The sequence below is a fragment of the Paenibacillus ihuae genome (assembly GCF_001368795.1).
Lineage (GTDB): Bacteria > Bacillota > Bacilli > Paenibacillales > Paenibacillaceae > Paenibacillus_AQ > Paenibacillus_AQ ihuae.
In genome coordinates this window covers 283,652-295,668 of sequence record NZ_LN831200.1, presented here as the reverse complement: position 1 = coordinate 295,668, position 12,017 = coordinate 283,652, and the positions used below count along the sequence as shown (strand labels likewise).

9 protein-coding genes are annotated in these 12,017 nt (G+C 51.1%); 5 read left to right on the top strand and 4 right to left on the bottom strand.

Features of this window, described 5'->3' with window-relative positions; genetic code table 11:
- Together AQR02_RS34810 and dnaI are read left to right on the top strand one after the other, a co-directional pair.
- Window positions 1-605 (top strand): DnaD domain protein (locus tag AQR02_RS34810; protein WP_245237707.1); only part of this gene is annotated, 605 nt, incomplete at its 5' end.
- An 18-nt stretch (window positions 606-623) separates the two neighbouring features.
- Complete coding sequence (gene dnaI, locus AQR02_RS23885) at window positions 624-1,580, top strand: primosomal protein DnaI (RefSeq protein WP_054942898.1); 957 nt, start codon at window positions 624-626, stop codon at window positions 1,578-1,580.
- 96 nt (window positions 1,581-1,676) lie between these two features.
- On the opposite strand, the gene AQR02_RS23880 is transcribed toward dnaI, so the two are convergent.
- A complete protein-coding gene (locus AQR02_RS23880) occupies window positions 1,677-2,939 on the bottom strand; it encodes an MDR family MFS transporter (protein ID WP_054942897.1) in 1,263 nt (420 codons plus the stop codon).
- Between the two features lie 103 nt (window positions 2,940-3,042).
- Here AQR02_RS23880 and AQR02_RS23875 point away from each other — a divergent pair, with 103 nt between their 5' ends.
- Complete coding sequence (locus tag AQR02_RS23875) at window positions 3,043-4,902, top strand: ABC transporter substrate-binding protein (protein WP_054942896.1); 1,860 nt, start codon at window positions 3,043-3,045, stop codon at window positions 4,900-4,902.
- A 77-nt stretch (window positions 4,903-4,979) separates the two neighbouring features.
- On the opposite strand, the gene AQR02_RS32100 is transcribed toward AQR02_RS23875, so the two are convergent.
- A complete protein-coding gene (locus AQR02_RS32100; RefSeq protein ID WP_108722093.1) occupies window positions 4,980-5,138 on the bottom strand; it encodes a YqzM family protein in 159 nt (52 codons plus the stop codon).
- A 351-nt stretch (window positions 5,139-5,489) separates the two neighbouring features.
- Here AQR02_RS32100 and trxA point away from each other — a divergent pair, with 351 nt between their 5' ends.
- Together trxA and uvrC are read left to right on the top strand one after the other, a co-directional pair.
- A complete protein-coding gene (gene trxA, locus AQR02_RS23870; RefSeq protein ID WP_039306971.1) occupies window positions 5,490-5,807 on the top strand; it encodes a thioredoxin in 318 nt (105 codons plus the stop codon).
- 169 nt (window positions 5,808-5,976) lie between these two features.
- On the top strand, window positions 5,977-7,944 hold the full coding sequence (gene uvrC / locus AQR02_RS23865) for an excinuclease ABC subunit UvrC (protein WP_054942895.1): 1,968 nt from the start codon (window positions 5,977-5,979) through the stop codon (window positions 7,942-7,944).
- Window positions 7,945-8,490: 546 nt separating this feature from the next.
- Here uvrC and AQR02_RS23860 read toward each other — a convergent pair.
- Together AQR02_RS23860 and AQR02_RS23855 are read right to left on the bottom strand one after the other, a co-directional pair.
- Entirely contained in the window at window positions 8,491-10,227 is a 1,737-nt protein-coding gene (locus AQR02_RS23860; protein WP_054942894.1) for a CPBP family intramembrane glutamic endopeptidase, read from the bottom strand.
- 169 nt (window positions 10,228-10,396) lie between these two features.
- Window positions 10,397-11,950, bottom strand: a complete 1,554-nt coding sequence (locus tag AQR02_RS23855) for an ABC-2 transporter permease (RefSeq protein WP_054942893.1) — start codon at window positions 11,948-11,950, stop codon at window positions 10,397-10,399.
- Window positions 11,951-12,017 lie beyond the last annotated feature (67 nt).

The window sequence follows — 12,017 nt, the reverse complement described above, 5'->3', positions numbered from 1 at the left end:
AAACAGATGATTCCAACATCCTGCAGGAGCAGCCGGTAGAGATGGAGTATTATGTCGAGGTGCCTCCGCAATTCCTGTCCAAATGCGATATCCACCAATATAATATGATGCTCCGTAACGAGCCTTATACCCGGCTGCTGCAAACCTTTTTTCCGGGTGCAGTTCCGGGCCAGTTAATGGATATTTTTGAGAAAATAGATCTCAATTATAAGCTGAGCGGGGAAGTTATTAATGTACTCATCCATTATCTGATGACGATGGTGGCTTCCGGCGGTGATCAGCGGATGAACCGCAATTTCGTCGAGGCGATTGCTTCCAATATGCTGGTGAAGCAAGTGAACACCTACGAGAAAGCCGTGCGTTACATCCGCGACCAGTCCAAGGTCAAGGGCAAAGGTGCAGCCTCCGGTTCTTCCGGAGCGGCGTCCGGAACACGCCAGCGTTCGTATGCCAAGAGCAGCGGACGTTCAGGCAAGCCGGAGATTCCGATTGTGCTCGATGACGGCAGTGCCGGAACCGTATCGGATGAAGAATTCGCGGCGATGATGAAGAAAGCGGCCGAGATTAAGGCCGGCAAGAAGAAGGGCGCTCTTAGGACGCCGTAAAGAAAGCGAGGTGCAGCAATGGAGTCTATGGGCGAAGTGCTGCGTTCGATGAACAATCCGGCTCTGCGCCAGCGTTCCCGTGATGTTGAGCAGAATTTGCTGAGCCATCCCTTGGTTAAGCAGCTTCAAGCCGAGCATCCCGAGCTGGATGAGCCGCGGCTGCGGCTTCATCTGAGCCGGCTGTACCAGTATGTACAGGAGAGCCGCAATTGCGCGAACTGTCCGGGTTTAGACAACTGCCCGAATGATTTCCAGGGCCATTACAGCAAGTTAACGGTTGAGACGGTAAACGGCTCACCGGATTTATATGAACGTAAGACAGCCTGCAATCTGAAGGTAGCCCAAGACAACCAGGACAGCATCCGCAAACGGATCCGCAGCTTCTATGTGGATGAGCGCGTGCTGAACGGCGGCTATGATGAAATGGATATTATGGGCAAAGACCCGCGCAGGGCCTCAGCCGTGAACAAAATATTTGATTATATTACCGGAGTCAAAGAAGACGGGCTGACTTCGCAGGGGATCTATCTGCATGGTACCTTCGGGACAGGAAAAACCTTCCTGATGTGCTACCTGCTCCACGAGCTGGCGGTTGCCGGGTACAGCGGCGTGATTGTGTACATGCCTGATTTTATCGAGGATCTGAAGTCGATTATGCTGGACGGCCAGAAGCTGAAGGAAACGGTAGATACACTGAAAAACTGTGATCTGCTGATTTTTGATGATATTGGTGCGGAGAATTTGAATCCCTGGGCGCGTGACCATGTGCTGGGGGCCATTCTGAACTACCGGATGAACCGCAAGCCGACCTTCTATACCTCGAATTATCCGCTGGATGGCCTGGAGAAGCATCTCAGCTTCACCAGCAAGGACGGAGAAGAGGTCTACAAAGGCCAGCGGCTGATGGACCGGATCGCTCCGTTTGTTGATGTAATTCCTCTGCATGGAGAGAATCAGCGCGGAACCAACCGGTAAATCGGTTACTTGGGTATCCGCGCGGACATATAATAAACAGCGGGGCCGGGGACGAATAACTCCCCAGCCCCGCTGTTTATTTGCGTTTCATTTCTTTTAAATTGATGTGCCGGGCACGGTATTCCGGCTTCGTTCTGGCTTCTCTGCCTGCTGCTTCCGCAGCTGCTGGCCGCGGTGAAAAAATGGATATGCTACAAAAGTAAGCAGCATGAGGATGCTGAAAATGAACGGCCCCTGATCAAAGCCCAAAGTTTGCAGCAGAATTCCGCCTAACCAGGTACAAATGCTTTGCCCGATAAAAGCAAACCCGCTGGCCCCGTAATAGGCGCCTCTTAGGTGTGCAGGTGCAATTTCGCCAATCAGCACATCTCCGATCACAAAGCATAGAATCTCACCGAGTGTAAAGACGATCATCGACAAGACCAGCAGCGTAACTTGATGGAATGAACCCAGTCCCAGCAAACCGAGTCCGAAAAACACACATCCGGCTTTTAGGGCGGCCATTGAAGAAAACCGCTTCATCAGTTTTACCAGCGGATATTGCAGCGTCACGACGGATAGTGTATTGATTATGAATAATAGCGAGTACGTCCCAATCCGCTCATGGCCGATATATTGCGATAAGGTGGTATCCAGATGCGAGTAGGCTCCGAAAACAAAGATGTTGCCGGTCAGGAAATAAAGGAATACCTTGTCTGTAAAAATAATGCCAACCATTTGCTTAAACGGAACGGACCTGGAAGCATTTCCGGCTGCGGGCTTATATTTGATGCTGAAGAGAATCAGGACGATAGCGTAAAAGAAATAAATAGCAGCACTCAGTACAAAAGGCAGCAGTGATGAAGAACTCCCGATGCCAAGTTTAAGTCCTAACAGCGGCCCTATGGCCCCTCCGACATTAATGGCGAAATACCTCGCGTTAAACACATCTGTCCGGCGTTCCTCGGGCGTCACATCGGTGAGCAAAGCCCGGGCAGTCGGTTCAAACAGGCTGCGGAATAGCCCGTTCAAACCGCTTAACAAGAAAAAAAGCCAGGTTGTATCCGCAAAGGCGAAGCCTATAAAAACAAAACTCCATAAAGTCATCGAACCAACCATCACCGGGTAACGGCCAATGCGGTCTGAAATTGCTCCGCCGGCAAAACTTCCCCAGGTTCCGGCAAATAAACTGACAGCCAGAATAGCGCCAATGGTTGCCGGATCAATGCCTTTTATTATTCCCATATAGATTCCAAGGAAAGGAATCGTCATGAAGAAGCCGGTTCTGGATAGAAAGGTTCCGAGTATCACACCCCAAGCTACAGGATGAAATGCTGCCTTTGTTGTATGCTGCTGTTTCGTATCGTTTATCATGCTCATCATCCTTTTGTTGTCGTTTGGCTTAAGTATAGCTGCCAAAAAGAGGATGAAAAGGGTACAATATAGCCAAGTGAGATCACCTTTTAGTTACGGAGGAGAGTATATGTTAACGGCAGCCCTGCATTTTTTGGAGCTCCGCTGCGCAGCCAAAGAGCATGAAGCAGGGCGGCCTTTCCCGGTAACGGTAGAGAGGCTTGCCCGGATTTGGCATTGTACACCGCGTTATGCCAAACAGATCACCCGTACGCTTAGCGGAATGGGGTGGATTAACTGGCAGTCCGGTTTAGGCCGCGGCCATTCCTCTATTCTGACACTGCTGGCTGATTCGGATGCCATTCTGCTGCAGGAAGTGAAGCTTAAGATGGAACAAGGCAACGTACAAGATGCCATGGAGCTGATGAACCGGTTCGGAGGATATGCGGTAAAAGAGCAGTTTAGGGACTGGCTGTCCCAGGGAATTGGTTTCTCTACACAGCTTGTTCAAGCAACCCTGCGGGATACACTTCGCTTTCCGGTTTACCGGCAGATTTTCACGCTGGACCCTGGGCGGGTATATTATGCTTTCGATTGCCATATGGCGGGGCAGCTATTTAATACATTGGTGGAATATAACCAGGCAAACCGGACAATCGAACCCTGCATAGCCCATTCCTGGCGGAAGAGCGCCGATAACAGGGAATGGACATTTCATCTGCGAAAAGGTGTGTTGTTTCACCATGGCAAGGAACTAAATTCCGGAGATGTCTTGTTCTCGCTGAACCGGCTCCGCCTGCAGCCTGAGGCCTACGAAGGGGCCTGGATGTTTCAGGATATTAATGAGATTGAGGCGCTTGATGCCGTAACCGTCCGAATCCGGCTGCGGGAGCCGAATTATTTATTTTTGCGTTTTTTGTGTACGATCCCTGCAAGTATAATCTCTGCTGATATGACCAGTTATACTGAAGCTGATTTTGCGGTTCGTCCGCTAGGCACCGGGCCATTTCGGATGGAGCGGCATAGTGATGGAATATGTGTACTGGAAGCTTTTGCACAGCATTTTCGGGGCCGGCCGCAGCTCGACCGGGTTGAAATCTTAATCTTGTCAGGGATGGAAGCAGAACGCTTTCCAGAACCTGACTGGTCCTCGGTCATGTCCTCACACGGAGATGCATCCAAGGAGTATCAGAAGGTGCTGGAGGGAGGCGGCGGTGAGTGGGTGGATTTAGAAACCGGATTTTCCTGCTGCAATCTGCTAGTGTTCAATCAGCATAAAGAGGGTCCGCAGAACCATCCCGATTTTCGGAAAGCGCTGGATCTGCTGATTGACCGGAACAAGATGATTGATGAACTGGGAGAGGACCGGCTATACCCTGCTTCTGGATTCCGCTATCTTCCGGGAGAACAGGCCGGGGGTGACGGGAACAGCCCTTCTCCGGATCCTTTGGTAATACACAAGCTTCTCACGACGAGCGGTTACTCAGGTGAAATGCTCAGGCTGCATGTAAACTCATTTCACCGCCGGGATGCAATTTGGATTCAGGAGCAGGCGGGGCAATTCGGGATCCATGTGGAGGTTGAAGTCGTTGATCGTGTGGAGGAAGAGAAGGCGGGAGAGCTGCTGTCTTCACAGCATGATGTCCGGTTGTTTGGAAGTGTACTTGGGGATGATGAAGTAAGCGAAATTCAAATGTATCTGCAAAAAAACTATTTGCAGTCTGCATTTGATGCAGAGACAGCGGAAGTTGTACGGCAGAAGGTAAATGCGATCTTTCGTGAACCGGAACAGAGAGTGCACCGACAAATGCTGGCCGAACTGGAAATGCTCATGCGGGATACGAGCTCAGTTCTGTTCCTGGTCCACAAGAAAAACAACACCGCTTATCATAGAGCAGTCCACGGAGTTTCGATTAACGCTTACGGCTGGCTCGAATTTCATAAAATCTGGTTTCAGTCGCATGGAACGCATACACCTACGAAACCATGAAGGAGATGTGTACACAAAAGTCCGGCGCCCCGTTGACCTTCCGCGGGAACTGCCGGACTTTTTGCTGTGGTTAGCCGTTACTCGGAAAAAATGAATTTGACGATGACCATTCCGAAAAATACGACAGTCATGAATCCGGTCATTCCGAAGAAACCGGTCATTAAATCGCCCAGATCGTTGCGGGGTTCTTCGTTGATATGCTCCCGCGGGTCCCGTACCTTAGCATTGACATCCATAGCTTCTTCCTCCTTGCGGCTTGCAAGTCTGTACTGCATTAGGTTACAGTTATACATGTGAGAGAAGTCATTGACAAATAATGCGCTTTCCTCAAGTATAAGGACTCTCCGGGAAGTTGTAAAGAAGCGGAAGACGCTAAAATAATTGGTTTTATACAATGTAATTGTCTAAAACATTTCCCAAAAGCGTTGTATATATGTTATACTGTGAATGTGTCGGTAAATGGTAATCTGGTTATCATATTACATGAAGCATTTTTTCCAGCTAACATTACGGAGTGAATTCGCTTAAGCTAGCGCACGCTATGGAGGCGGATATTGCTTCGCAAAATTTAAAGGAGGAACAATATCATGGCTATCGTGAACGTGTCTGACCAATCCTTCGTTAATGAAGTTGAAGGTCAAGGTACTGTAGTAGTAGACTTCTGGGCTCCTTGGTGCGGCCCTTGCAAAATGCTTGCCCCTATCTTAGAGGAATTGTCCACCGAGCTGGGAGACGGCGTGAAAATTGCCAAATTAAATGTAGACGAGAATCCGGAAACGGCTTCCCGCTTTGGAGTAATGAGCATTCCTACGCTGATCTTCTTCAAAGACGGTCAACCCGTAGATAAAGTTGTTGGATTGAACTCCAAGGATTCCCTTAAGAATATCGTGGCTAAACATCAATAAGTCTGATTATAACTGCTGAATCCGGGGCCTAGCGGCTCTGAACACAGGCGCCTTCGGTTTATCCGGAGGCGCTTTGTGTGTTAAACTTACCTTATCATTAATTACTAAGTAAGCTCTGCTGTGCGGGGTTCTGTTTCATGACTGTGCAGTACTAGGTGGGGGAGAAATTATGGACTATAGCGATAATATCCGCAATAAGCTGGCACTGCTGCCCGACCTGCCCGGGTGCTATCTGATGAAGAATGAAGAAGGCACCATTATCTATGTAGGCAAGGCCAAAGTGCTGAAGAACCGCGTCCGGTCTTATTTTACAGGCAGCCATAACGGGAAAACCCAGCGGCTTGTCGCCAATATTGTAGATTTTGAATACATTGTTACCTCCAGCAATATGGAAGCGCTCATCCTGGAGTGTAATCTAATTAAAAAGCATATGCCGCGGTATAACGTACTCCTGAAGGATGACAAGACGTTTCCGTACCTGAAAATAACGAATGAAGCGCATCCGCGTCTGGAAGTGACACGCCGGGTGCTTAAAGATAAAGCTAAATATTTCGGACCGTATCCGAATAGCTATGCCGCACAGCAGACCAAAAAGCTGCTGGACCGGATGTATCCGCTGCGCAAATGTGGTGTGATGCCGAAAGAAGTGTGCCTGTATTACCATATGGGCCAATGTCTGGCCCCTTGCGAGAAGGAAGTCCCTAAGTCAGCTTATGATGAAATAACGCGCGATATCGCCTCTTTCCTTGGAGGAGGACATGAAGCGGTCAAGAAGGACCTGCAGCAGAAAATGCAGGAGGCTGCGGAGGAGCTGTACTTCGAACGCGCCAAGGAGCTGCGTGACCAGATTATCCACATCGATGCCTTGATGGAGAAGCAGAAGATCAGTACTGCGGATACGAAAGACCGCGATGTATTCGGTTATGCCGTGGACAAGGGCTGGATGTGCGTGCAGATTCTGTACATGCGCCAGGGCAAAATGATCCAGCGCCACTCGTCCGCTTTTCCGTTCTACGGGGAAGCTTACAGCGACTTCATGTCGTATGTCACGCAGTATTACAGTGATAACCCGGCGCTGCCGCAGGAAATTCTGCTGCCGGAGGCGGTGAGCGAGGGCACGGAGAAACCGTCCGGAGCAGCGGCAGCTATTGCGGTGACGGCTGGCAGACTAGCCGCGGAGATTGACAGTGAAGATGCCGGCGGAGAGCTGGAGCCGGCAGAGCAGGACGCGGAACGCGAAGCTGCGGCCGCCGAAGCTGCCGCAGTCGGTACGGTAGATGCAGCCGGCGGTGCTGCTGCCCTGCAGGAGTGGCTGGGCGTCAAGGTGCTTGTGCCGCAGCGCGGGCTGAAGAAGCAGATGGTCGGCATGGCCTGCCAGAACAGCCGTGTGGCGCTTGACGAGAAGTTCCGGCTCATTGAACGTGATGAGGAGCGTACTTCCGGGGCGGCATTCGGCCTCGGCCATAGTCTGGGGCTGGAATCCCTGAACCGGATCGAAGCATTCGATAACTCGAATATCCAGGGAACCAATCCGGTCTCAGCCATGGTCGTCTTCATTGACGGCAAACCTGCACGCAAGGAATACCGCAAATACAAGGTCCGCACGGTGCAGGGGCCTGATGATTATGAAACGATGCGTGAGGTGATCCGCCGCCGGTATGAACGGGTGCTGAAGGAGGATCTGCCGCAGCCGGATCTGATTGTCGTGGATGGCGGCAAAGGGCAGATTTCCTCGGCGATTGATATATTGCAGAATGAGCTGGGGCTCTACATTCCGGTCTGCGGTCTCGTTAAGGACGATAAGCATAAGACGGCCCAGCTGTTGATCGGCGATTCCGCCGAACCGGTGCCGCTGGCACGGGACAGCCAGGAATTCTACCTGCTGCAGCGCATTCAGGATGAGGTTCACCGCTTCGCGATCACCTTCCACCGCGAGCAGCGCGGCAAATCGATGGTAACCTCGAAGCTGGATTCCATTCCGGGGATCGGCGAGAAGCGGCGGAAGCTGCTGCTTAAGCATTTTGGCTCACTGAAGAAAATTAAGGAAGCCTCTATCGAGGATTTCCGTCCGCTTTCCATCGGAGAAAAGCTGGCAGGGCAGATCCTTGCGGCGCTTAACGATGAAGAGCTGTCTTAGTTAGAAGTGTTTGAATTGTCTATACTAGTGAATTCTTAGCAGGCTGACCCTTACGGGTTGGCCTTTTATATATTAATACACCTTAGTGGCCTCCAACCCGGCCCCATGGCGAAATCAGAGGTATAAATCCCTCTGAATTCGCAGAAACCCGGTCATATGGCGAAATCAGAGGTATAAATCCCTTTGAATTCGCAGAAACCCGGTCATATGGCGAAATCAGAGGTATAAATCCCTTTGAATTCGCAGAAACCCGACCCCACAGCGCCTGATGTGGAAAAAGGATAATAAAGGATAACCAACAGTTGCGCAGAAATACTATATAATTACATTATTTTGTATTATATAGGGGGTTCTTTATGGGATATATTTTTCTGCTTCCACAGTTTCTAATGCAGGTGCTTACAATAGTAGTTGCACTGGTGATCTTTGACCGGTTCTTCAAAAGAAAATAAAGAGAGGTGTTTCGCAGGCTGCACGGCAGCGCTCGGAACACCTCCTTTTTATGAACTATAAGGACTAAGCCGTCTTCTCTTACGAATGGTTAGTTTAAACGCCAGCGGGCTGAAACGGCTCTTCCGGCCCCTGTGGCTTCGGATGGTCCGGATGCTCCGGCTTGTTCGGCGGATTAAACCGGTACACGATATAGCCGACGACAAACGGCATGATGATTGTGACGATACCGGCACCTATATTCACACTCTCCTGCATGAAGATCAGTGTCGCACCCATCAGGATGCTGTCAAATACGACATGGGCGAACATCACGGCAATAAAGCCGTAACGGATGAAAATGTAACTGAACAGCAATCCGATGACCGTCAGCTCAATCGGCCGTGAGCTGACCGGATAAATCGGATACAGCGTATGGCCGAAAGCCCAGATCAATGTGGTGATCAGCGAAGCGATAAAGGTATTCTTGACGAGCTTCTTGAGCATCCGGATGCCGAACAGACGGTAGACGGCCTCCTCGGATAAGCCGGCAAGCCAGGCGACGATCGGCAGCAGCCAGGCATATCTCATATTATAGGGAGACTGGCTGGCGTCCGTGGTCGACCAGTTATGGAGTGTATACGATAGAATAATGAACATAACTGTCTGCACACCCAGCAGAATAAGCGCCCATACATAGCCGGCACGAATACTGTCCAGCACATACTTGCCGTAACCGGGCTCTTTGGCACGCGGCCAGGGATTCAGGCCTTCTTCCTGGCGCCACAGGCCGTTGCCTCCGACCAGTGAGAAGTAGAGCAGTGAAGACATCAGCAGGCTGTAGAGAGCGTAGATGATGAACATGACGACTGCGGTTATGCGGGCCTCAGCATTGTCTGCACTTGATTCCGGCAGCATATTGTACGTGCTGACCATCATGATCAGAAAATGCACCGAGCTCAAAAAGATCCCCCGTACAAAAGAAGTGTGTCCCCTTCTCAGGATGCTGAAGATCAGCGCGAGAATACCCAGGGCCAGCGTTGGCAGTCCATACCCGTAAAGAGTCAGCTTTTTAGCCAGAGAGGTCTGATCCTCTACATAGGTGTCATGCCAGGCTGGAGCGGTAAAGCCGGCTCTGAAGTACGAGACGTCCCCGTCCAGAAAACTAAACTGATAACTCAGCGGTGACTCGCCCACTTTGACCGAGCTGTCCGAATAGACAAGCCCGTAGCCTTCGTTGTTAGCTTCGATCTGCAGCTTGGCCGGGTTGGCTCCCCATAACTTAAGCCATTGGCGGGCCAGATTTTCTTTTTGTTCAAGCGTCAGGCCGCCGTTTTCGCTGCCTTCAACGTATATTCCCTTCGAAGTGCCTGCGGCGGGAATACTTCCGTAGTTCTGTCCCTCGCCGGAATTCGCATTCGCACCCAGTGCAAAGGCTGCAACCTCGCCTGTATACATATTGAGATCAACAGCAAGAAGCGGATGAGAGTTACCGGAAGTATAAAGTACAGCATGAAAGACATCGAACGGATACCGTTGATCAAGCTTCTTTTTACTATAGTCCTCCAGAAGCTTCTCCCGGGACATATAGCCGTAAAAGGAGGAGTCGGTCTGGTAGCTCACCATCCATTCATCCTGTGCAGTCTGTGAATGGCCGAGCTGCTGTACTGCGAATGCAGCAGCTTTCGTGCGGGCTTCGGTCTTGCTGATGACGGTAGTGTCTTTCTCGCCCGAACCGGAGAGGAGCTGAGGGGCCACCTGAAACATAATGAATACGATAAGACCAAGCACACCCGCGAGAATGACTCTGGTGGTAAGAGGCCGCTGCTGTAAAGGCTGGCCGACGGAATTCATGAAACGCCTCCTAGTAATGGATTAATCTGAAATTTCATCCCCTCAAGTACCGCAAAGGAGCGGAGTGGATGTTTGTTGTGCTCACACCTTACTTATTATAATAGCATGGGCCGGGGAGTTACAAAAAATTCCCTGTTCTTCCTTTACATTTACGTAAGTGAGGCCGGGCTTATGCTTGTTTTGTTTGTGAGGTTTTACTCTTAGGCTGTATTAAGCTGAGATGATAATACTTGGCACCGGCCGGAAGACAGCACAGCGCGAGGGGCAAAGCGATTACCGAGATCCAGCCGAGCATACTCCAGTCGGGCAGTGCTCCGCCGGTCAAGCTGTCAGGGATTATATATTTGTTAATCAATATACTGTGCAAAGGACCAAGTAATGCCAGAGGAAGCATCAGAATGGTCAGTACCGGTGATTTCAGCAGATAATATTCAGCCTGCAGCAGACAGAGGATAACCGTCAGTGCCAATGTGAAGAGCAGGAAGGAAAAGAGCAGCCAGGTCAGGTTGTAGGACAGCTCCTGAGCTGTGGTTCTGCCGGTAATCAGTCCGGTAACGCTCCCGGCAAAAGCGGAAACGGCCAGAACGGTGAGTATCCGCATAGCCGTAGTCCAGACCGCTGCGACTCCGGACAGCAGCAGAACCAGCCGGCTCTGCGGGAAGCTCAGCCACCAGGACTGGTGCTTGCGTTCAATGCTGCTGCGGCTGATCATCCATACACTGCTGAACAGAACCGGCATCATAAAGAGAGACCTTGCGACGGACAAGCTCCCGTCTTCATCAGAGGAGCCGAAATATGCGGCGGCAGCAATGATGAACGGAACGGTAAGCTTTAGGATAACTATAGCCGGATGCCTCTCTATCCGGTGAACCCGGCTGATAGAGAGACGGTACAGGGTAATAAAAGGTGCAGTTTGGCCGGTAAGGCTGCTTCTTTTGTACACCAAGCCAGGACGACCGGAAGAGGGAGCAATAGTGGACCGGCCGGCTCCGCTTGCTGCGTCCAGTCCTTTTGCGGCAATTAGCCGCATTAACTGATAGCAGAGCGGCCAACCGATCAGGCACACTGCGAGTGCAGCACACAGCACATATCCTGGAGCGCTGAACTTCAGAGACTGCGTGCCGGAGTAGCTGATACTTAGGATACTGTCTATCATGAGCGGAAGTATCCACAGTATAGTATAAGGAAACAGCAGCAGCAGTGCTGCTTTGCCTGCCCGCATAAGCAGGCTGACCGCCAGCCCGAAGGTAACTGCTACTGGCAGAGAGACGATTATGAATAGAGTGTAAGCTGCAATGATATACAGCAGACCGCCTGCCGGCAGCGGCTGATACCAGCCGGCCTGGACGGAGATGAAGTAGAGGGAAACGGCTGCAGCCAGAACGGGAAGCGTGAGATTCAGGTTATGGCGGAGCAGGCTGATTCCCTTGGCATACAGCAGCTTCAGCCTGGAGTGCGGGAAAGTCAGCATCCAATCCCGGTGGCTCTGGTTCATGAATATCAGCATATGAAGAGCAGAGATTGCAATAGCGGTTGTCCAGAGCAGCAAAACAGCATAAATGAACGGTGAACGCTCCGATGCTCTCGGGCCCGGAAGGTAGACTCCGGCAGCCAGCAGCAGAATGATAAGTGATAAGGCAAGTACTATAGGGCGATATTTCCCCTGCCTGGACAGGCTGTAACGGCTGTACTCCAGCTGGACAAGCGTCTTCAGCCCAGTCATGCGAACACTTCCCGGTAACGTGATTCCACCGATTTCCCGGAACGGCGGAGCTGTTCTACATCCTCGA